16 protein-coding genes are annotated in these 23,221 nt (G+C 45.8%); 6 read left to right on the top strand and 10 right to left on the bottom strand.

The features are described from left to right. Positions 1-51 precede the first annotated feature (51 nt). The 8 genes from CWO27_RS05755 to ebgR all read right to left on the bottom strand — a co-directional run bounded on the left by CWO27_RS05755 (position 52) and on the right by ebgR (position 14,008). The gene (locus tag CWO27_RS05755) at positions 52-1,392 is read right to left on the bottom strand and encodes an MATE family efflux transporter (RefSeq protein WP_107898694.1); all 1,341 of its coding nucleotides are present in this window, start codon (positions 1,390-1,392) and stop codon (positions 52-54) included. 379 nt (positions 1,393-1,771) lie between these two features. Beyond that, complete coding sequence (gene ygjK / locus CWO27_RS05750) at positions 1,772-4,147, bottom strand: alpha-glucosidase (protein ID WP_107898693.1); 2,376 nt, start codon at positions 4,145-4,147, stop codon at positions 1,772-1,774. A gap of 15 nt (positions 4,148-4,162) precedes the next feature. Then, the gene (gene ygjJ / locus CWO27_RS05745; RefSeq protein ID WP_107898692.1) at positions 4,163-5,221 is read right to left on the bottom strand and encodes a protein YgjJ; all 1,059 of its coding nucleotides are present in this window, start codon (positions 5,219-5,221) and stop codon (positions 4,163-4,165) included. Positions 5,222-5,566: 345 nt separating this feature from the next. After that, on the bottom strand, positions 5,567-7,000 hold the full coding sequence (locus CWO27_RS05740) for an amino acid permease (protein WP_107898691.1): 1,434 nt from the start codon (positions 6,998-7,000) through the stop codon (positions 5,567-5,569). Positions 7,001-7,576: 576 nt separating this feature from the next. Continuing rightward, positions 7,577-9,001 carry an amino acid permease gene (locus tag CWO27_RS05735; protein ID WP_048605567.1) on the bottom strand — a complete coding sequence of 475 codons (1,425 nt, stop codon included), beginning with the start codon at positions 8,999-9,001 and terminating at the stop codon, positions 7,577-7,579. A 141-nt stretch (positions 9,002-9,142) separates the two neighbouring features. Continuing rightward, positions 9,143-9,595 carry a beta-galactosidase subunit beta gene (locus CWO27_RS05730; protein WP_065677566.1) on the bottom strand — a complete coding sequence of 151 codons (453 nt, stop codon included), beginning with the start codon at positions 9,593-9,595 and terminating at the stop codon, positions 9,143-9,145. A gap of 3 nt (positions 9,596-9,598) precedes the next feature. After that, positions 9,599-12,700 carry a beta-galactosidase subunit alpha gene (gene ebgA, locus CWO27_RS05725; RefSeq protein WP_107898690.1) on the bottom strand — a complete coding sequence of 1,034 codons (3,102 nt, stop codon included), beginning with the start codon at positions 12,698-12,700 and terminating at the stop codon, positions 9,599-9,601. A gap of 324 nt (positions 12,701-13,024) precedes the next feature. Next, positions 13,025-14,008: a transcriptional regulator EbgR gene (gene ebgR / locus CWO27_RS05720; RefSeq protein WP_017066024.1), complete on the bottom strand. Its 984-nt coding sequence runs from the start codon at positions 14,006-14,008 to the stop codon at positions 13,025-13,027. Between the two features lie 393 nt (positions 14,009-14,401). On the opposite strand from ebgR, the gene galE reads away from it, so the two are divergent. The 4 genes from galE (at position 14,402) to galM (ending at position 19,280) form a co-directional block, all read left to right on the top strand. Beyond that, positions 14,402-15,412: a UDP-glucose 4-epimerase GalE gene (gene galE, locus CWO27_RS05715; protein ID WP_107898689.1), complete on the top strand. Its 1,011-nt coding sequence runs from the start codon at positions 14,402-14,404 to the stop codon at positions 15,410-15,412. A 242-nt stretch (positions 15,413-15,654) separates the two neighbouring features. Beyond that, the gene (locus tag CWO27_RS05710) at positions 15,655-16,707 is read left to right on the top strand and encodes a UDP-glucose--hexose-1-phosphate uridylyltransferase (protein WP_102432652.1); all 1,053 of its coding nucleotides are present in this window, start codon (positions 15,655-15,657) and stop codon (positions 16,705-16,707) included. A gap of 219 nt (positions 16,708-16,926) precedes the next feature. After that, on the top strand, positions 16,927-18,087 hold the full coding sequence (gene galK / locus CWO27_RS05705) for a galactokinase (protein WP_102478737.1): 1,161 nt from the start codon (positions 16,927-16,929) through the stop codon (positions 18,085-18,087). 113 nt (positions 18,088-18,200) lie between these two features. Beyond that, on the top strand, positions 18,201-19,280 hold the full coding sequence (gene galM, locus CWO27_RS05700) for a galactose-1-epimerase (protein ID WP_048658115.1): 1,080 nt from the start codon (positions 18,201-18,203) through the stop codon (positions 19,278-19,280). A 219-nt stretch (positions 19,281-19,499) separates the two neighbouring features. Here galM and CWO27_RS05695 read toward each other — a convergent pair whose 3' ends face one another. After that, entirely contained in the window at positions 19,500-20,498 is a 999-nt protein-coding gene (locus tag CWO27_RS05695) for a substrate-binding domain-containing protein (RefSeq protein WP_048658114.1), read from the bottom strand. 197 nt (positions 20,499-20,695) lie between these two features. Between CWO27_RS05695 and CWO27_RS05690 the strand changes: the two genes are divergently transcribed. Beyond that, positions 20,696-21,028 carry a tRNA-binding protein gene (locus CWO27_RS05690; protein ID WP_017060796.1) on the top strand — a complete coding sequence of 111 codons (333 nt, stop codon included), beginning with the start codon at positions 20,696-20,698 and terminating at the stop codon, positions 21,026-21,028. Between the two features lie 80 nt (positions 21,029-21,108). Here CWO27_RS05690 and CWO27_RS05685 read toward each other — a convergent pair whose 3' ends face one another. Beyond that, positions 21,109-21,663 (bottom strand): gamma-glutamylcyclotransferase family protein, encoded by a 555-nt coding sequence (locus CWO27_RS05685; protein ID WP_048668908.1) that lies wholly within the window; start codon positions 21,661-21,663, stop codon positions 21,109-21,111. 307 nt (positions 21,664-21,970) lie between these two features. On the opposite strand from CWO27_RS05685, the gene CWO27_RS05680 reads away from it, so the two are divergent. Continuing rightward, positions 21,971-23,155 (top strand): NnrS family protein, encoded by a 1,185-nt coding sequence (locus CWO27_RS05680; protein ID WP_102432650.1) that lies wholly within the window; start codon positions 21,971-21,973, stop codon positions 23,153-23,155. Positions 23,156-23,221 lie beyond the last annotated feature (66 nt).

Genomic DNA, 23,221 nt, shown 5'->3' with positions numbered 1-23,221 from the left:
CTAGCGCTTTTTTCTTTTGGTCGAGATAAATTTAGACGTATCAACAACAACCTAAAAAGAGAATCGAGTCCATTTCTTCGCTCGCCAGCGATAGGCCATGATGATTCCACGGAACCACTCGTCCATCGCTATTGCCATCCAAGCCCCTAATACGCCATAACCCCAATACACGCCAAGCAAGTAGCTCATGGCAACCCCAATGCCCCACATGCTGAGAATACCCATTTTGATCGGGAATTTAATGTCGCCAGCGGCCTTTAGACAAGAGATAAAGATCAGGTTAAATACTCGGCCAGCTTCAAGAATGATGGAACCTGCAATCAGCGCGGCAGTTAGCGCAACGATCTCTGGATCTTGCGTGAACAGATCGAGAATTTCGAAACGGAACACATAAACCATGCAGGTAATCGCAGTTGAGGCGATAAAACCAACCACAAAGTAGCGTTGCACGCGCTTGGTGATCTCGTCGATCCAACCCTTGCCAATGTAATAGCCTGTTTGGATTTGGCTGCCTTGACCAATCGCCAGTGCAAACGCAAAAGAGAGGCGAGCGATATTTTGTGCGTAAGTAAACGCAGCCAGTGAAGAGGTGCCCATCTGCACTACAAAGAAGGTAATGCTGATCTGAGCCATGTTATAAGAGAGCACTTCTCCTGCGTTCATCGAGCCGATCTTAATGATTTTTTGATAGATGGCTTTCGGCACAGATTTAAACTGCTTCACTGGTAGATCTATCCCTTTGCTTCTGACCACACCAATTAAGATCAACATCCCGATCACTTGGCTGATTACAGTCGCGGTCGCAACCCCTTGCACGCCGTATACAGGCAAACCAAAAGGTTGATATAAGGCACAATAGTTGCCGAATACGTTGATGACGCCAGCAATCATGTTGATCACCATTGGTGACTTTGAATAGCCATGACTGCGCAGAATAGTAGTGAGAACCACACCAATGGTTACATTGAAGGTGAGAGCACCACTGATGAATAGGTATTCTTGTGCGTATTGCTCGACTTGAGGTTCGAGTTGATAGAGCGGGATAAAATATTCAGCAACAAGAACGGCAATCACACTCAGTAGCACACCGGCAATAATGGCCAGAATGATGCTCGCTACGCCCACGTGAGCGCTCTCTTGAGTGCGGGAGGCACCGTTGTACTGCGCGATTAAAATCCCTGTACCACTGCTGACCATAGTTGAGACAATGATCAGGAAAAAGGATATCTGAGAAATAACACCAACGGCAGACACGGCTTTGTCCGAGTATCCCGATAACATGAATACATCACTGGTGTTGAGTGCGGTTCTTAAAAGAACTTCGATAAAAATTGGCCAGGTGAGCGCAACGATTCCCATACGTTTGTTTAGGGTGGAATCAGCATTAGGCATTTAGGTTTTCTCAAAAAAGGGGTAGGCGACACTATAGTTTAGCGATTATTTAGTAAACGACTATCAAATTAATGTCCGGAAGACTAATAAGGATAAATAAAATTCGAATAAGTCTTCAGAACCCAGTGTTTCAGTGAGAGTGATGAAACTTTTGAGCGGGATTTCATAGCATGAGCACTCTTTGTTTTTTGTGAGTAAAAGCTTGCGAGTGTTAGCGGACTACAGCAAAAGGATCATGGTAGGCCAAATAGTCTAAATGCTTGTTCGCTTATTTGGCTTCAGGTGTAAAAAAGGCACTCAGCGAGATACTGAGTGCCAAAGTCTGAAATTTATGAGTTTATCTTTTCATTGAATTCCAGAAGACAGGTATAGGTTTGATTTACTCTGCGTCAGTAAAGAAATCGTTGTAAAGCATGTACAGGTGAGCTGCACTCCAAGAGAAGTTTGGTGCGCCTTGCTGTTCACCGTTCAATGGGTTGTAGTTCTCACGGATAGGACCGTCTTGAACTAACCCATCTGCATGGTCAAAGAACGCGCCTGCCATTTCAATTGCGTTATCACGGTAGCCGTAGCTGTCCATGCCTTTTAGACCGAAGTAGAATTGGTCTACCCAAACGCGTCCACGCCAGTAAATATCTGGGCCGAATGCTGGGCTAGAAAGCGCTGCTGTACCTAGTGGAACGTAGGTGTTGAACTCTTCAGTGTCTTTCATCACAGAGACAACCGCATCTGCGTGACCTTGCGTTGCTGCGCCATTGAACAGTGGTGACCACCCTTCAGGGCCTTTACCACGTTCTACAATCGGTTTACCTGCACAGCCATTGGCTAGTGGTTTGTCTTCAATGCGAATGTCGTAGAAGAAGTTAGTGCCTTTGTCGAACATACAAGTGTTGATGTAGTTCGATAGGTGTTCTGCTTTTTCACGGAACTCTTTTGCTTCTGCGTCTTTACCTAGAATGTCAGCCATTTCTGCTAGGTACTTGTTATCGCTGTACATGTAGCTTGCTTGGTCGACAGATTCTTGCAGTAGCGAGTAGCCTAGCAGTGTGCCGTCTTCGGCGCGGTTTTGAGCGAACTCAACATCCCAATCGCTGCGCTTACCACCGTTTGCAACGTATGCGTCTAGCTGGTCTTTATCAATGAAGCCAAATGCGGCTGCATCGTCACGGCCTGATTCCCAAGATGCAGCCGTTTGTGCGGGGCTCTCGATGTAATCGTAGTTGCCTTCTGCTACCACTTTATCCAGTGCTGCTTGTCCTACGACTGTTTCGTGCTTATCGCCACGAACCACGGTGAAGTACATTTCACCTTCAGGTGTGTTGTGTGCTTTGTCGCGAGCAGCGCCATACTCTGGAACGCCATTGCCGTTGTTGTCACGGTTGCGTAGCCACCAGTCGTGGTATGCCACTAACTTTGGATACATCTCTTCTAGCCAAGCTTCATCGCTGGTGGTCTTATAAACTTCCATTACCGCCCATGCTGCTAGGCTCGGTTTGGTGTTACGCTCATTCCAGTTACCGCCGTCGCCGCCACGTTCTGGGCTTAGGTTGTAAGCGAGTAGATCTGGCACGTAGCCCTCATCCCAAGGGCGAACGGCATCGTCGGCTTGGATTTGGTAAGCGAACATTGCACGGATGTTATCTTTCGCTACGTCTGGGTTGAAGTGGGCCATTGCGTAGGCTTGTTTCCATGTATCCCACGGCCATGTTTGGTTACCCGAGAACCAACGCGCCGTTACCGATGGTGTTACAGAGTCAAACTCCATCGCACCTGCTGCGCCACGCCAGTTACCGTTTAGGGTTTCCATCGCTTTTACCGCAACACGCTCTTGCTCTGGTGTTGCGTTCGGATTGGTTAAGCCCATCTCAAGATAGCCTTCCCAACGTTCTGCTGATGCCGCTAAGAAGTCGGTCGGGTTTGCCATGATCTTTTTGATTTCTGGCTGTTCAGCTTTCGCTTCTTCTGCCGTTAGAACATGTGAGTATGTGGTGTAGATAGTTGTCGATACTTCAATGTTTGCCGTTGAAGTAAACGTTAGGCCATCCACTTTAGTTTGCGTTGGAATCGATTTGTGAACTTGGTACTCAGACTCACCTGAAGTCAATAGATCCCACGTTGAACGCACCTTACCGAAAGTCACCTTCAAGCCATCGTCAGTTGCGACGATTTGACGGTCATACTCAGGGTAAGTCTCAGCGATTGTTTTGTCGGTTTGTGCCACGCCTTCTTTGGCGTGCGTCTTTTCTAGTAGTTCACCATCCCACACTAACTCAACCGGCGAGTCGGTAGTGATTTTGGTTTCTAACAGAGAAGTACGGTTTGAAGCAAAACGCATCGTCATCTCTACCGTTACATCGTCAGATTTTAGTGTCTGAACTAATGCGCCCGGTAGGCTGTAAGCTTCCATGGTGAATGCGACTTTTTTGCCATCTTTGAACACGCTTAGGCGGTCAAAGTTATCTGCCATGAAGTTAATGTATTCTTCAGTAAGCAGCGCTGTACCCGGGAAGCCGCCCATGCCTTCAGCCGTGTCTGGCAACAAGTGACCGTGCCATGCACCTAGGTCGAAGAAGGGGTTAAAACGTTGGTGGTCATCGAAGTCGTAGTCACGCATGTATTCTGGTGAACCAGTGCGGTCGATAACGTTCTTAAATTGGTTCGCTTGAAGCTCTTCAGAGCCTGTATTTGTAGCGCAACCAGTAACAACAAGTGCTGTACCGATAGCGAGAGCTGCGAATGATTTATTCAGTTTCATGATCAATTCCTGTTATTACCAGTAGAAGTATTGCATTGCGAACACCTGAGCGTCACCGATTTCAGTATCGCTGCCTACGCCAAAGCGGCTATCGAAAGCAGTCGCAAATGTGCCATTTCCGTATTCGTACCAAACGCCCGCGTTGATGTAAGAGGTGATTTCTTTGTCGCCGTTGTCACCATCAAAGTTTGCGTAGTTGTAGGCTGCCGAAAGGTAAACGCCCTGAGCCGCTTCGTACCAAGCACTGGTTTGAATACCGGATTCACTGCCAAATGATTCTTGGTTGCCTTTATCTGTGTCGTGCCAAATACGAGTCGCAAAGTTTTTGTATTCAGCACCCAATAGCAATAGTTCACCGCCATCGTTGTTACGAACTTCACCACCACCCATTAAAGTTAAGTCGTCAGCCAGATCGTATTGGAGGTAACCGTTGACCATGGCGTTCTTATCTTTCCATTGGTCTGCGAAGTTGTCGTATTTACCGAAATGAACCAGAGCATCGTCTTCAGAGAAGTCAGATTCTGGCGCGAAAGAAACGCTGTAGCGTAGCTTGCCTTCTAGGTTTTGGATCTTCACACCAACATGTACGTCACGCGTGTTTGAGATCGCGTAGCCGTACTCGACGGTAGGGTCACCCCACCATTGAACGTCATCCAATGAAGAGTCCATACGACCAACAATAAATTCTGTTTTAGCGTCGGTGCGGTAGCCAGCGTAAAAGCGGTTAAAACCACCTTCAAAGCCGCCCCAGCCGTGGCCAGTTGCCCAAGCATTGCCTTCGTCGTCAGCTTGTACTGTCCAGCCTTCCATGTAAGCAAGACCGAACCAATTACCGTGATCGATAGCCAAGCCTGCTTCGATGTAAGTACCGTCTGCATAACGGCCTTTGTCGTCGCCTTCTAGTGCAACGTGACCACCAAGGCCAAGCTCACCATAGAAGTTAAATAGGGTTTCTGTTTTAGGGGGCTGAGTGTCGCTGTGGTTAGCGGCTGTTTCATCAGCGTGGGCATTAGCCGTTAGAGCAGCAAGGATACAGCTTGTAATAATGGTGGTTTTAGTAAAACTACTTTTCATTTTAATCACTTCTGTGTCGGGGTTATAAATGAAGGTTCGTAAGCAGTTCTGACTTCTAATATGGGGTGCTCTTCAAGGCGTATTGGTCAGGTTACTTACGATCGCAAACCGATATTAATGATTATTTTTGTGTTTAAAATTAAATCGATCTAAAAGTGTGATCTATTTTTAGTAAATCTTTACTTATAATTTATTTTGGTTTTTAGTTGAATTTGTAAGCTAATGCTTGGGGTGGGAGGTATTTGGAGTGTGAATAAAATTTTGAACAAATAAACAGGCTTGTAAATAAAAAGGCACTCACCAAATGGGAGTGCCTTAAGTTTTCGATCTGAGTGTAGGGTAAAACTAAGCGTTCGCCGGTTTAGGTTTTGCTTCTAGTTTTTTCTCTTCTGGAGATAAGCTTTTCTCGTATTGACCGTACTTCCACCATGCGTAGCCAAGGAAGATCACTATCCCGCCCACGTTGTAGAAGATGATGGTCATGATGTCTGCGCCTGTTGGGAAGGTAGAGGCGAAGAAACCAACGGTGAAGATAGCGATAAGAATCGACACAGCAGTAATACCGACCGTACGAGAACCCATGCGGAAATCACGTGGTAGGTGGTCCAGTTTCACGCGCAGGTGCAGGTAAGCAATCATGATGAACAGTGGCGGTAGCATAGAAGCTGCTGCAGTCATGTTGATGATGGTGCTCATCAAGTCTTGAACGGTGTCAGACGCCAACGTTGGGATGAACATCAGTGGAATCACGATGAAGAACTGAACCCAAGCTGCACGCTCTGGTACACCTTGTTTGTTAAGCGCGACAGTCTTCTCGCCAAAGATGCCTTTAGGGATTTCAGAGAAGAAGATCTTTACCGGTGTCGCCGTCCACATAAGTAGAGAGCCCAACATCGCAGTGAATGAAACCACACCAACGAAACGGTTCATCAGGATTTCCGACAGTCCAAAGTGTCTTGCTAGTCCTTCAAATACCTGAACAGAGCCGCCAGTGAATTTAAGTTCTTCACGAGCAACAAATACGTTCGCCAACACAGATCCTACCGAATAAAGCGCACCGATGAAGATACCCGCGATGATGATCACTTTAACGAAAGACTTGTGACCGCCTTTGATGTCGTTAACGTAAACCGCGACCGATTCTGCACCGCCTGCCGCCATGAAAATCCAAGTGATTACGCCAAGGAATGCCCAGTTGAAGCTTGGTGTCATTGCTTCGATGGTGATTGGATCAGCTGGCTCGATACCGCCTACCAAAGCCCCGCCAGATAACAAGATGTAAGACATCGTTAGCAGCAGCATCAGTGATGATGTTAGTGAGGTAATAGGGCCCAGTAATTTCGCGCCGTTGTTAGAGATATGAGTTGCGACCGCAAATAAAATGGTACTCAGAATTGCGGTGGTCATTGGCGTGAAGATGTACTCGAAACCTAAGAACGCATAAGACGCGTAAGCGATGATTCTAGGCAGCAGAGAGGTGAAGAAGAACAGGTTAACAAACCAGTAGGTGTAAGCTGAAATAAACGCCCAGCGGCCGCCTAGAGAACTTTTAACCCAAGAATAAACACCCGCTTCAGAGTCTTTATTCAGTGACACAAACTCTGCAACGATCAAACAAAATGGCACAAAGTAAAAGATGGTTGCTAGAAAGAACATCGGAGCCGAGGAAAGGCCGATCTCGATGTTGTTATTAATGATGTTATTGAAGCTGTATACCGCCGCGAAGGTCATAGACAGTAGGGCAAATTTGCCTATCGTACTGCGTTTATTTTCGGACATGATGTTCTCCGGTGAATCACGTTGATGATCGTTATAACTTGGTCCTAGAGAGGGAAGCTCTAAGCCGCACTTTTATTGTTATGTTGGTTTGGCAAACACCCGCTTTGTTTTGTCAGGGTTGGCTCATTGTTGTTTTTATAGATTTACGATCGGACTTCTTTGGGCTTTTTCTCTCTGGTATTTCAGTAAAGTTATTACCAAAGCAAAGAGTTAAAGATTAAGAAGTTCATTGAAGAGATTGCTGGTTTCATGAGCGAGGATTTATAAGGCTTGTAGGGGCTTTTTGTCGCTTTTTTTATATGAATTAGTTTGTCTCTTCAGCAAGAAGATTAAAGATTAAGCGGCGGGAAGTTAATCGAAATTGATCAAATATGTGACCTTGAGTAAATAAATTTAGTTAATGTTTTACCTTGGTTTTTATTCGAGTTTTATTACCTATTAATTGGTGTTTTTCGTGAACTGAAACCTTGACGGAACGCCGTTTTTATTTTTTTGTTTTGTCGTTTAATTTTATGATTTAAAACAAAAAAAAGCGCCTTGGTAGGCGCTTTTAAAGTTGGGGGGGAATGCAGAGAGCTACGATTGCTTAGCTGTTTCTAGCTTTGCGTCTTTACCTGCCTGCTTTTTTTCAAAGCGAGAGATCCACCACCAAGCAAGACCAGAGAATACCGCTGTCATGAAGACGTTGATGAAGAAGGCTTGAACAAGGTCAACACCTGTCGGGAATGCCGATGCTGTCATGCTCACAACGAAGATACCAATCAGTACCGAAACCACTGCCATACCTTGAACTCGAGTACCCATGCGGAAATCACGTGGTGTGTCGTCATGCTTCAAACGGAATACAAAGTACGCCACCATGATGAAGATAGGCGGAAGCATTGCGGTACCAGCGGTTAGGTTGATTGCTGTGTTCATCATGTCTTGTACTGATTCAGAGCCGAAGCCGTTCACCACAAGCATCACGAATACAAACGCGAACTGCCACCAAGCTGCACGTACTGGCACGCCGTGTTCGTTAAGCTCTGTTGTTTTCTCGCCGTAAACACCTTTAGGAATTTCAGAGAAGTGAATTTTTACTGGAGCTGCTGTCCACATCATCATCGAACCGAACATGGCAACGAATAGGATAATACCGACGAAGCGACCCGTTAGAGATTGTGAGATGTCGAAGTAGTTTGCCATACCTGTGAAGATTTCAACCATGCCGCCAGCGTAGGTCAGTTCATCACGAGCAACGAATACGTTTACTAGAAGAGAGCCAACTGCGTACATTGCGCCGATTGCGATACCTGCACCAATGATAACCTTGATGAAAGACTTGTGACCGCCCTTAACATCGTTTAGGTAAGCGGCTGCGGTTTCAGCACCACCGGCTGCTTGGAAGATCCAACACATGATACCTAGCGTTGCCCAGTTGATGGTCGGTGTCATTGCTTCAAGCGTGATTGGTTCTACTGGTTCATGGTTGCCGCCCAGTGCCATTAGTGCGCCGATAACGTAGATTGCAAACAGGGCGAATACGCCGTAGGCCACGATCTCGGCAATCTTACCAAGCCAGCTCGCGCCTTTGGTTGAGATGTGTGTCGCTGCTGCAAACAGAGCAATCGAGATAGCCGATGTGACGACTGGCGAGAAGGCGTATTCATAGCCCAACATCGCGTAAGACGCATAAGCGATTACGTTTGGTAGCAGAGATACAAACCAGAAAAGGTTTACGAACCAGTATAGGAACGAACCTAGGTAGGCTGCTTTTGAGCCTAGCGGTTTTTTAAGCCAGTCGTACATGCCTGACTCAGAATTTTTATTTGCAGATACGAATTCAGCAATGATGAACACGAATGGAATGAAGTAAATAAGGGTAGCGAGCAAAAAGATAGGGGCTGAACTCAATCCCAATTCGATGTTGTTGTTTACGATGTTGCGAACGTTAAATACCGCTGCAAATGTCATGGAGAGTAGGGCAAATTTGCCTAACTTACCGCGTACAGATTCAGACATAGTGTCCTCCAGGGAATCACATAATTATAGTCGTTATTTCCCTATGCTTCTTTGTAGGGAAGAAGCACAGAGGTTTTGTTCAGTCTATTTGAGCCTTGAACGGCAAGGCTCAAACGCGCTGTGAGTTAATAGGGTTATTGCTTACTTATTAAGGAAGTAACCGTCTTCAATGGTCACTTTCAGCACCACCTTGCGAACTCGGTTATCACCGTGGAAGCGGTAAGCTTTGCTGTTATCAAAGATCGCCACTTGGCCTTCAGATAACTCACGAGTTTCACCGTTACCCAGTAGGTGTTCACGGTCGGTTTCATCGCTGTAAGCTTGGGTCTGTTCAAGTTGAGACTTATCAGCAAACTCAACCGTTTCACGACCTTCCAAGTAGTAGTGCACATCAAAGTAACGACGGTTGCCGGTGAAGTTTTCTGTGTTACGAGCCACACCGTCTTCAATCATGTAAGCCAGTGAGTCACCAATCGAATACATCACGCCATCTTTGATGTTGCCGATGTTTTCAATCGCTTCTACACAGCGTTGCCATTTACGACCGTCGCGGTAAACGACTTTAAATTGCTCTAGGTTGTCTAAAACGATCATCGCTTATGCCTCGTTCTGTTGTGGTTGAGTTGTTGGCGTATTCGCCGTGAAGAACTCATCACCAAAGTTGTGATTGATTAGGTGTTGTGCGTCGCAATCGCCTGCTTGGAATGGAATCAGAGTTAAGCCGTAGCGGAACTCATCCATGTACACGCGGTAAGAATCCAATACTTCGCTGCCCCAAGAGTTTGAACCTAGGCCCATCACTTGGTGGTCTAGATTTAGCGTGATGTAACCGCTCTTCTCTAGCTCAATCGTGTGCTGCGCTTGATGTAGGTTTTGGTTGGTGTAGAACCATGCGCTGAAGTTAATTTCCTGCTGCGGTTTCACAGCAATACCATTGCCAGCGCGGCTTGAAAGCGCTGCCCAACGAACGTGTTGGCGGTTGCCGTTGTTTTGTGGGAACGGATAGTTCTCGAACATATCTGCAACGGTTGATTGGTACACATCAATCATGTTGGCTTGCTTGCTGTCTTGGTAGTTCTCTTCAGGGCCGCGGCCGTAGTATTGAACTTGGTCGAAGTCACCGTTGATACCCATATCGAAGCCAATCACTGGAATCACGTGAGGGTAATCACCGTAACGCTCGCCGCTCAGTTCAACGTTTAGCTGACCTTCAGCACTGATTTGGTAGCGATATTTACAGCGCATGCCGAAATCGAATACCGGTGGAGCAATGATGCTGGTGGTCGTGATCTCTATCTTGCCGTTGTTCTGTTCAACATTCAGCGTGCGGAAATGCTCCTGCATGATCTGTAGGTGTGCAGGTTCCCAGTAACCATCGTGCTCTTGCTTATGGTTATCGATCATTGGCTTGAAGAAGTTCAGCTTAGGCTCAGACTTAATCAGCTCCTCGCCATTCACTAACCATGACGTCAGCTTGCCGTTCACTTTTGAGAAATTCAGAGCAAAGTTGTGGCCTTTGATTAGGTAAGCTAAGCGAGATTCTTCAACATTCAGTGCCGTCGCATTGTTGTTAGTGAAGGCTTCAAGTTGTTCTGTGTTCTCTTTTACTTGGAACTGGTAAACCGCGATGTCGTGGTTCGCCTCGCTGTATGAAGTACGAGAATCTTTGCGCACCGTAAAGTTGACAAACACTTCGCGCGCATCAAGCTGTGGCAAGTTAAGCGTTAGTTCACGGCTAGAGTTCTCAGCCAGTTCTTCAACCTTGATGTGTTGTACGGCAATGGTTTCACCCTCAGCGCGGATTTCCGCAGTGATGGTGTAGTCATCGATGTTTGAGAACCAAAGCTTGTTGTCTACCGTGAAGGTGCCCGTTTGTGCATCGAAATCGCGAAGCTTCACTGGGGCAATCACTTGCTTGTACTCTTTCAAGCCTGGGCCTGGCGTTTGGTCCGGGTAGATCAAACCGTCCATGCAGAAGTTGTAGTTGTTCGGGTAGTCACCGTAGTCACCGCCGTATTTGTAGAACTCTGTGCCTGCTTCATCACGCGCTAGAATGCCGTGGTCACACCATTCCCAAACATAGTGACCTTGAATCGCATCATGCTTGTAGAACACGTTTTGGTACTCGGTTAAACCGCCCGGGCCGTTACCCATTGCGTGTGCGTATTCACAGATGATGCGTGGTTTTTCGTGTGGGAATTCACCGAAGGCATTCATCAATTGAGCGCGCGAGTACATGGTTGAAATGATGTCTACTACCTCAGCATCACGGTCTTCTTCATAGTGAACCAGACGTGTGTCATCAATCGCTTTAGCTGCATCGTACATAGAACGGATGTTGCAGCCGTAACCAGACTCGTTACCCAGTGACCACATGATGATAGAAGGGTGGTTCTTTTGAGCGTGAATATGACGTTCGATACGCTCAACAAACACCGCTTCCCATGCTGCATCGTTAGTGATGCGGCTTAAGTCGCCAACGTTAGCAAAACCGTGTGTTTCAACATCGGTTTCGCCCATCACGAACAGGCCGTAGATATCACACAGTTCGTAGAAGCGTGGGTCGTTCGGGTAGTGCGCTGTACGTACAGAGTTGATGTTGTGTTGCTTCATCAACACTAAGTCTTTTTCTACGCGATCCATGCCAACAGCACGACCTTTTAGGTGGTCGTTGTCGTGGCGGTTCACACCATGCAGCATCACGTATTTGTTGTTGATGTAGAACAGACCATCACGAACTTTAATGTCACGGAAACCAACGCGTTGTGGGATCACTTCCAACACTTTTCCGTCAGCGTCTTTCAACGTAAGCAGCAGTTGGTAAAGGTACGGGTTTTCAGCATTCCATTGAACTGGGTTCACCACATCGATAGAGAATTGAGTATTCGCATTGCCATCGACATTTAAGTTATCTAGTGAGCCTTGCGAGATAACTTGGCTGCCATCAAGCAATGCGTACTCAAGGGTTGCGTTTGCCGCTGCTGCTAGGTTTTCTAGTTCCAGTTTGCACGACAGGGTAGCGCTTTGGTAAGCGTCGTCGAAATCAGTGCGAATGGTAACATCTTGAATGTGCAGCTGTTCTTTACCTACGAGGTAAACGTCACGGAAGATACCGCCCGTCCACCACATGTCTTGGTCTTCAATGTAGGTTGAATCGGCCCACTGCATCACACGAATAGAAAGTAGGTTATTGCCTGCTGTTACCTGGCTAGAGATATCGAACTCAGCGGTTAGGCGGCTACCTTTGCTGAAACCTACATATTCGCCGTTTACGTAAACTTCGAAGTAAGTTTCAACGCCATCAAATTTGATGATGGTTTGTTTTTCGTCCCAGCTTTCGCCAAGGAAGAAAGAGCGTTGGTATGCGCCGGTTGGGTTGTCTGATGGTACGAAAGGCACATCAATTGGGAATGGGAAACCTTCATCTGTGTATTGAAGATCGCCGTGGCCTTCCATTTGCCACATGTTTGGAACCGTGATGTTGCCCCAGTCGCTCATTTCCTGAGAATAAAACTCTTCAGGAACCAATAGCGGATTGGTGAAGTAGCTGAAATTCCATTGGCCACTCAATAGTTGGAAGTGGCTGCTCAGTTCACGCTGAAACGTTTTTGCATTTTTTTCTGATGCGTATGAGAAGAAGTATGCACGCGGTGCCATACGGTTCTCATGTAAGTTCAGGAAGTTTTCCCAGTTGTTCACGTTGCCTCTCTCTCGGTCTAAATGCAGTTTGCTGACCGACGTTCTTATGCGTAATTGGGTCGTAGTGAATACGAGTATTTTTGGACTGAGGTAATTATTAGTAAAAGTTTTACTGAATGAAATTGGTGAAAACGTTTTACTTTAACTTCATCACGTTTTTTATGGTCTTTTTGCGGTGCTGTGTGATCCGCTTAAAAGAATGCTATTGGCTGTTTTATGCAGCAGGTTAAAGAGGGGGATATGTGTCGATTGATGCATGTGATGGGCACAAAAAAGGCCACCTTCAACAAAGGTAGCCTTAATTTATCTACTTGATATATTTAATTATTTTGTTGTATCGCGTAGCTTGAGTTTGCTTGGTACATAGACGCGTAATGGGATGGTTCGGCCGTCGCGTACTTTCTCAATCAGCAGGTTAACGCCTTGAATTCCCATCAGTTCAGAGTGAATACGAACAGTCGATAAAGATGGGAAGGTAAATTTAGCTGTTGGGATGTCGTTTACACTGATCAGCGCAATATCTTCAGGAATGTTTAATCCGTGCTCATGAACTGCTCGTAAAACGCCAATTGCGATGGAATCTGACGCAATAAACATGGCTTTAGGGTAGTCGCCCGTCGCGAGCATCTGTTTTGCAAGCTTGTAACCTGATGAGCTAGAGAAGTCACCACGGTAGATGTCTTGCTCACTGACAACATTTTTTAGGCCACCATATTCAGCAAAAGCGACTTCACGAATATCAGGGGTGTTGACGTCGTCTTGGCCACCAATAAAGCCGATGCGCTCATAGCCTTGGTTGATAAAGAAGTTGGTGATCTCTTTGCTGATCAAAGCCAGGTCGATATCGACAGAGTCATAAGGTTCTGAGTGATCGGTAAAATCGACATAACAAATATTATCGCTCAGCTTTTTAGCTTGCTCGATAACCTCTGGTGTCATTCGACCCACCAATAAAACACCTGTTATCGGCGCTGAGTTGATTTGTATTTTACTTTCATAACAGTTGGTTAGCTTGATTTCCATCTTTTCGCATTGGGTTTCAATCCCATGGCGAATCGATAGGTAGTAAGGGTCGTTAACCTCAGCTTCTTGCTTGTAGTTATACAGGGCTAGGAAGTGATGGTTTTGTTTTTTACTACTAACGGTTTTTCGTGAGCTGCTGGTTTTGTATTCCAACTTCTCTGCAATTTCAAAGATACGCCTTTTGGTCTCTTCCTTGACGCTTAATGTTGGATCTTCATTGAGAACCCTTGAAACTGTAGCCAATGATACATTCGCTTCAGTCGCGATATCTTTTAACGTTGCCATACTCACTTCCTGTTATTGGAACATTGCGCTGCTTTGAAATTGGTATTTAGTAAAAAAGCAATGCACCTCTTTATTCTACAGACCTATTGTAATCAAACTGGAAGTCATTGCATTAACTTTTAGTAAAATAAATGCTCAACTCATCTGTGATGTCTCAAATCTGACTATCTATAATTATCTTATTAAAATTCAATGAATTAGAAGTTAACAGCTATACGTTATCTCTATGCCATGTTCAGTACCAATGATGAAAGTTAGTGTAAACGTTTACACTTCGTGGTTTTGATCACAGAATTATAGTCAAAATGGCTGCTACTATTTCTGGCATACGGTGCTATTGAGCTGAATGTCAGTTTGAGCTAGCCCACGAATGACGATAAAGAGAGGTTGATTGTGAAAGTACTGGTTACGGGCGGCATGGGTTACATCGGAAGTCATACATGCATTCAAATGATACAGGCAGGTATGGAGCCAATCATTGTTGATAACCTTTGCAACAGCAAAGAGCTAGTGCTGGAACGAATCGAATCGTTAACTGGCAAGCGACCAACGTTTTATCTTGGCGACATTCGTGACCAATCTTTTCTAGATAGCGTGTTTTCAGAAAACGATATCCAAGCCGTGATTCACTTTGCTGGCCTGAAAGCGGTAGGGGAGTCGGTGGCTAAGCCTTTGGAATACTACGATAACAACGTCAATGGTTCATTGGTGTTAGCTCGAAGTATGAAGAAAGCGGGCGTAAAAAGCATCGTATTTAGTTCTTCGGCTACCGTTTACGGTGACCCTGAAGTAGTGCCGATTACTGAAACTTCACCAACAGGCGCGACAACTAACCCTTATGGTCGCAGCAAATATATGGTTGAAGAGTGCTTAAGCGATCTGTTCAACGCGGAGAACGATTGGAGCGTGACTTTGCTACGTTACTTCAATCCAGTCGGCGCACATCCATCGGGCATTATGGGTGAAGACCCACAAGGTATCCCAAATAATTTAATGCCGTTCATAGCTCAAGTAGCCGTAGGTCGCCGTGAAAAACTGGCTGTTTTTGGAAACGATTACCCAACAGTCGATGGTACAGGCGTTCGTGACTATATTCATGTAATGGATTTAGCGGATGGCCATGTCGCCGCACTAAAAGTGGTTGGCGAGAAAGCGGGCTTACACATTTACAATCTAGGTACTGGCAAAGGCTCAAGTGTACTCGAGATGGTTGAAGCCTTCGCACAAGCATCAGGCAAACCGGTTCCTTATGAACTTTGCCCACGTCGCGCAGGTGACATTGCCGAATGTTGGGCAAGCACAGAAAAAGCGGAGCGCGAACTTGGTTGGAAGGTGACGCGTAGCGTGATGGAGATGACAGCGGATACATGGAATTGGCAGTCGAATAACCCGAACGGCTACTAGCCTGTGTAATTGAAGCTGCTTAGCTGCATCTCTAATTTCTTTGGGGAAGGCAGAGATAAGAGATGAGAACAGAGAGATTCCAGATATCTCGTACCTCGATTCTGGAATGACGAATTTTAAAACTACGATTTCTGAACGTCATTCCCTACAGCGAGGAACGAGCGTGATAGGGAATCTCCTTGTAGAAGAATTATTCATCTTGGTGAATTGACCAAGACACAAAATTTGAGAGCAATCTAAACATGTCAAAAGTTGAATTTAACCCAGTAGATCACCCGCATCGTCGTTATAACCCATTAACAGGTCAGTGGATCTTAGTATCACCGCACCGCGCAAAGCGTCCTTGGAGTGGCCAAGATGAAAAGCCATCGACCGAGCAACTTCCTGAGTACGAGAAAGAGTGTTTCTTGTGCCCAACCAATACGCGTATCTCGGGCGATGAAAACCCAAATTACGACGGCACTTATGTATTCAGTAATGATTTCGCGGCCTTGATGCCTGATTCGCCTGACGCTCCAGAGTCTGATAACCCTCTATTCAAGACTCAAGGTGTACGTGGGTTGAGCCGCGTGATCTGTTTCTCTCCGGACCACAGCAAAACGCTGCCAGAGTTACCAGTAAACAAGATTCGCGGTGTGATTGATACATGGAATGAACAGATTGAAGAGCTAGGTAAAGACTACCTATGGGTTCAAGCGTTTGAAAACAAAGGCGAGACCATGGGCTGCTCTCAGCCTCATCCACACGGTCAAATTTGGGCGAACAGCTTTCTGCCAAACGAGATTGAACGTAAAGAAAAGCTTCTAAAAGAATACTTTGAGCAACAAGGTTCAAACCTATTAGTGGATTACGTTGAAGCTGAAATGAAAGACGGCTCACGCACTGTCGTTGAAACCGAACATTGGGTTGCTGTGGTTCCTTACTGGGCTGCGTGGCCATTCGAAACCATGTTGCTGCCAAAAACACACATTCGCCGCATGAGTGAACTGACTGACGAACAACGTGATGACTTGGCACTTGCGATTAAGAAGCTAACGAGTCGCTACGACAACCTATTCCAATGTTCATTCCCATACTCGATGGGCTGGCACTATGCGCCATTCTTTGAAGAAGGTACGGATATCGATCATTGGCAGTTGCATGCCTTGTTCTACCCGCCACTGTTACGCAGTGCTTCGGTTCGTAAGTTCATGGTTGGCTATGAAATGCTGGCAGAATCTCAGCGTGATTTAACCGCAGAACAAGCAGCGCAACGTCTTCGTGATTTGAGTGACGTTCACTATAAAGAGCAGTAATACGTTGCTTCGTAGATAACGAGCGAGATTCCTGATATCTCGTCCCTCGATTCTGGAATGACGGCAGGTGAGAAGCTTGGTTGCTTCGTTACTTAGGAGTCGATGTTGTCATTCCCTATTGTGAGAGATGAACGAGATAGGGAAATCTAAAAGAATTAAAGTGGTGCCGTGAAGGGGCCATAACCAATTGAACAAAGAGTTTAACCAGAGAGTTTACTTATGTCTGACCTAATCCAAAACGTGAAAGCATCTTTTGAGCAAGTCCTTGGCTACCAAGCGACTCATATTATCCAAGCACCAGGTCGTGTGAACCTGATCGGTGAACACACTGACTACAACGATGGTTTTGTTCTACCGTGTGCCATTAACTACCAGACGGTAGTCGCAGCGGCTAAACGTGACGACAACATCGTGCGCGTAGTGTCGGTGGACTACGGCAATGCTGTGGATGAATTCGACCTAACTCAAGAGATCACATTTCAACAAGACAAGATGTGGGCTAATTACATTCGTGGTGTGGTGAAGTGCTTAAAAGGTCGCGGTTTTGAATTTACAGGTGCAGATATCTCTGTAACGGGCAACGTGCCTCAAGGTGCTGGCTTAAGTTCTTCTGCGGCACTGGAAGTGGTGATTGGTCAAACATTCAAGGTGCTTTACAACCTAGAGATCAGCCAAGCCGAAGTGGCGCTTAATGGTCAGCAAGCTGAAAACGAATTTGTAGGCTGTAACTGCGGCATTATGGACCAGATGATCTCTGCAGAAGGTCGCGCAAATCACGCAATGCTTTTGGACTGTCGTAGCCTAGAGACTCAAGCGGTTTCAATGCCAGAAGATATGGCTGTGGTTATCATCAACTCAAACAAGAAACGCGGCTTAGTCGACAGCGAATACAACACGCGTCGTGAACAATGTGAAGAAGCGGCGCGCATCTTTGGTGTTCCGGCACTTCGTGATGTGACCATTGAACAGTTCAAAGCGAAAGAATCTGAGTTGGACGAGATGGTTGCTAAGCGTGCTCGTCACGTGATTACTGAAAATGACCGTACCGTTGAAGCGGCTCAAGCTCTGCGTACTCACGACATGAAGCGTATGGGTGAACTGATGGCAGAATCGCATGCATCAATGCGTGATGACTTTGAAATCACAGTGAAAGAGATTGATACGCTGGTAGATATGGTCAAAGAAGTGATCGGTGAGCAAGGCGGTGTGCGTATGACGGGCGGTGGTTTCGGTGGTTGTATTGTGGCTTTGGTTCCACCTGCATTGGTTGATGAAATTAAAACAACTGTGGAGCAGAAATATCAAGCGGCGACGGGTCTAAAAGAATCTATTTATGTGTGCCAAGCGAAAGACGGCGCCAGCCTAATTGAAGTAATCTAACTGCTTCGAGACTTAATATAGAGCTTACCAAGTAAAAAGATCATGGTAGGCCAAATACTAAAGCCTTTACCTCAAACGTAGAGGCTTTTTACTGGCAGTAGAAGGAATTTAGAATGACACAAGCGCAGAACCTGCATCAATCCATGACAGAAACTGCAGCCTATGATGGCCAACCTGCTCAGCTTGTCACGCTGTCGAATGTACACGGCATGGAAGTGACATTCATGGATATTGGCGCAACGTGGTTGAGCTGTATCTTGCCAGTAAAAGGAAATAGAAGAGAAGTGCTATTGGGTGTTAACTCAATGGATAATTTCGAGAAGCAAGCCAGCTATATGGGCACAACCGTTGGCCGTTATGCTAACCGCATTGCCAATGGTCGCTTTAAAATTGATGGTCAGAACTACAAGCTGGAAACCAACCAAGCGGGCAATACCTTGCATGGTGGTCCGAACGGTTTTGATAAACGTCGTTGGAATATTACCGAGAAAACCGAAACGTCAGTGGTGTTTACTCTTGAGTCTGCTGATGGCGACCAAGGATTTCCGGGGAATTTGAATGTGTCGGTGCGTTATGACATCACCGAAGACAATCGAGTTTCCATTAATTACTCTGCAACCACCGATAAGCCAACCGTGGTTAATCTAACGAATCATGCTTACTTCAATCTACTTGGCGCAGAAGCCGGACACGATTGTTTGTCACACATTGTCAGCATCAACGCCAATCAATTCTTACCGACCAATTCGGTGGGTATTCCATTAGGTAACCTTAAATCGGTGAAATCGACCAGCTTCGACTTCAATCAGCCTATGATGATCTCAGAGCGTTTGTTGGGTGATGAACAGCAGAAAGCAGCAAAGGGTTACGACCACTCTTTCTTATTGGCTGACGGCTGCAAGCGCACTCAATGTGCCGCTACCGTAACCTCACCAGATGCGCTCGTCACACTAAAAGTATTTTCAACCAAACCTGCGATGCAGCTATACACCGGAAACTGGCTTGGTGGCACACCAAACCGAAGTGGTGGTAGCTATGAAGACTACGCTGGTTTGGCGCTAGAAACTCAGTTCTTACCTGACTCTCCTAACCACCCAGAGTGGAAGCAGGACAGTTGTATTCTCAAGCCTGAACAAGAATATAACTACAGTACCTGTTACCAGTTTGAATTTTCGGGGGATTCTTCAAACTAGTACGCTCTAGTTCAAAACGGTTACGCCAATGTCTTTTGCTTGTGAATAGGACGATGTGAATTATCGCGTTGTTCTTGGGGGATGAGCAAAAGTGGCGCTCAACAAGAGTGCGGTTTATTAAGCGCGATTGTTGAGTATCCGAGTAAGGTAGGAAAGCCCTAACAGAAGCGATTCTGTTAGGGCTTTTTTTTGTTTATTGCTTGGTGAGTAGACTAGAGCTTAGACTTTCTCTACCGAATTACGGCGTACCAAAGTCGGAGAGAACATCATTGGCTCAGTTGAGGTGTTTTCACCTTTGGCTAGGTGCAACGCGAGTCGTGTCGCTTTCTCTGCCATCATCTGAATTGGGTAGCGAATGGTGGTTAGCTTTGGATGAACATAGCGGGCAATCAAGCCATCATCGAAGCCGATGATCGACATTTCGTCCGGCGCTTGAATACCGTTTTCATCAAGGACAGATAAAGCACCTGCTGCCATGTAATCGTTGTATGCCACAATACCGGTGATTGGCAGTGATTTAGTCAAAAGGTTAGTCATGGCGTATTCGCCACCGTCACTGGTGGGTGCTGAGTATTCAATATAGCTGTCAGAGAGCGCAATTTTGTAATCTGAGAGTGCCGCTAAGTAACCTTGGATACGTTCATCGGCATCTTCAATGCTATGCGATGAGGCGATACAGGCAATATTCTGATGACCATGGCGGATCAGATATTCAGTCGCAAGATACGCGCCTTTTTTGTTGTCCAAGAAAATACAACGGTTGGCAATCTCTGCAATATAACGGTTGATCAGCACTAAGCCTTTGACTTCTTTTGCATAGGCAATCAGTTCTTCGTCTGTCAGGCCTTTTGAGTGGATCACCAAAGCATCGCAACGGCTGTTAATCAGTAACTCAATCGCTTGTCTCTCTTCTTCACGATCGTGTGAGCCATTACCGACAAGGATATGTTTTCCGTTCTCACGAGCGACATTATCGACAGCCTTAACTAGCGTGCCAAAAAAGGGATCGGAGATGTCACCGACCAATACACCAACAGTGTTTGTGCTTTGGCTTACCAGAGCGCGAGCATTGGCATTCGGGCGATAGCCGAGTTTAGACATCGCTTTAGTTACAGACTCTACCGAGCTTGCACTCGCCTTGGGAGACTTGTTGATCACTCGAGATACGGTTGCAACAGAAACACCAGCTTCCTTTGCTACATCTTTAATTGTTGCCATTTTTAACCTCTATACATTGCTGCATCTATTTAACACCGACAATGATAGTAAGGCAACGAAACTCTCATTTTACTTCCAGTAATGAGATCTTTACCGCTTGTAATTATTAGGCTTAATGCTAGTGTAAACATTTACATTTTACTTAATTTTAGTAAATGATTTAATGGGTGAAAATAAATCAATATAGGAAGTGAGAAATGGATACTGTCTCTTATGGTGACTTTGCTAAGTTAGAAATGCGTGTCGGTAAGATCATCGAGGTTGTGCGTCATGAAAATGCGGACAAGCTTTACATCGTGCAAGTGGATGTGGGTGACAAAACGCTACAAACGGTGACCAGTTTAGTACCTTATTACACAGAAGAAGAGTTAATGGGCAAGCAGGTTGTTGTTTTGTGCAATCTAGCGAAGGCGAAGATGAGAGGCCACACTTCTGAGTGCATGTTGTTATGTGCCGAAACGGAAGATGAATCTGAAAGTGTATTACTGACACCTGAACGTGCGATGCCAGCAGGTATTCGTGTCGTTTAAGCTCTCTTTAGGTTGGTGATCTAATGTGTTCACCAACCTAAATTAACTCGCTATGTATATTCATTAACAAGGTACATAAGCTAGCTTCGTACAGTCAGTATCAAGCCATCAATTACACTGTGGTGGTGATCGGAAACCCCAGCAAGATTGCCGTATTTAGGCTGGTGGCGATCATTTTCTAATGGGTGATGCCAACCTTGTGTGTGTTTAACAAAGTGCGCCGCAAAGCTTTCAGACACCTCTAAACATCCTGCCAATACCGTGTCGACATAGGTTTGAACGATAGGGCTGTTTTCGCAAGGAGCCTCAATCTCGTCTTTGATGTAAACCCAGATCGATTGATCCTGTTTGAACTCATTTTGGCTTTCTATCTGAGAGGCCTTTAATTCGATTCGATGATAACCTCGCTCACGGCGATCAAACTCAGCCAGTGCAATATCATCCACCTCAAGCAACACACCATTCACCTGTCCCTTGCCGAGATTGACGATCAAAGGTGATAAAACATAACTGTCATCGATCTTGCTCCAATGGCGAATTAAGCCATGAACAATCGCAGGGATCGCTTGCCCAGTCTGACCGGTAAGCTGGCGTGAAGATGAGTTGATTAAGCTACCATAACCAAAAATATACATCGCATTCCTTGTCTGAGTTGTTCCATTTAAGTCTAGTCTTACTATATGTGTCGTTTCATCAAAAGTCAGCCGTTTTTATTTTTATACACTTGCGAGTTAAATTGACTCTTTTGATTGTGTTTAATTGACTCGCTTTTGACTTGAAAAAGTGCGTTGATTGTTGTTTTTAAAAGGTTTCTCTGTTTGGCGCGTTTCGTGCATTGTTGAAAGTAATATGGCAGTAGAAATTACTGCATCACGAATTTGACTATTAAATAGCAATTCCCAGAAGCCACACTTGGCTTGTTATCTGAAATGAGGAACGAGTTTGTTAAATATCACAGATAAAAGTGTAGAAGATGCAATTCCTGCTTATCTTCGTTTGGGGTTTAGACCTTTCTTCTTTTTAGGCAGTCTCTATGCTGTGATCGCGATTGTGGCTTGGGTCATCATGTTCCAAAACGGTCAGCCAGAAATGCTAAAAGTACCGGCGCTTTGGTGGCACGTACACGAAATGCTGTTTGGTTTCTCAATGGCGATAGTGGTCGGTTTTGTGTTAACGGCGGTACAAACGTGGACGGGTGTCAACGGAACCAAGCACTATCGGTTAGCTGCCCTTGTTGGCTTATGGATCGCACCTCGCATTCTGTTTTGGACACCTGCTCCGTTATGGTTGATCTCGTCGGTTGAGGCGTTGTTCTTAATCTTCGCCGCCTACGAAATTGGTTTTCGTGTCGTGAAGTCGAAAGGCTGGAAGAACCTGTTCTTTGTACCACTGTTTATATTGGCTATCGTGGCGAACTTTGCTAGTTACGCGACCATTAAGGGGATGCCTCCATTTCCTTCATCAGCGGTATGGCAAGCGATGTTGTGGTGGTTTACGTTGTTGCTGTCTGTAATGGGTGGGCGAGTTATTCCATTCTTCACGGCGCGTCGTTTTGATTTTGAAAAAGCTCAACCCTTAGTTTGGTTGGAATGGCTAGCGAATCTACCTTTGGTTGGTTTATTTGTGTTGAGTTTCTTCCCATTGACCTTTGCTCAAGTCGGCAATGAGTTGATGGTATTTGCAGGTGTAACCCAATTGGTACGCTTTATCCGCTGGAAGCCTTGGACAACTTTGTCTGAGCCTTTGGTGTGGTCGCTGCATGCGGCTTACCTATGTATCCCTCTAAGCTTGCTGCTACGTGGTCTGTTGGACAACCCGTTCGCGAGCCACAATATGCTGCACTTGTTTGCGATTGGTGGTCTGAGTGGGTTAATTCTTGCGATGATTACACGCGTGACGATGGGGCACACCGGTCGTGCTATCTATAAAGGGCCAAGTATGGCTTTGGCGTTCTCGGCTATTTTTATCGCGGCGCTAGTACGTAGTCTAGGTGTGACCTTTTTCCCGGCGTACTTATTTGAGATAGTCAACATCAGTGCGGGTTTATGGACGTTAGCATTTGGGCTATTTATCTGGAAGTTCGGCATGATGCTATTAACACCAAGAGTGGATGGTCACCCGGGCTAAGCTAATTGGTTATCTACCCATACTGAAAGGGAAGCTCTGAGCTTCCCTTTTTGATCTTCATAACTC

It is taken from the genome of Vibrio sp. 10N.286.51.C3 (genome assembly GCF_003050065.1).
Taxonomy (GTDB): Bacteria; Pseudomonadota; Gammaproteobacteria; order Enterobacterales; family Vibrionaceae; genus Vibrio; species Vibrio crassostreae.
The sequence above is the reverse complement of the archived record's forward strand: the minus strand, read 5'-3'. Positions and strand labels throughout refer to the sequence as shown.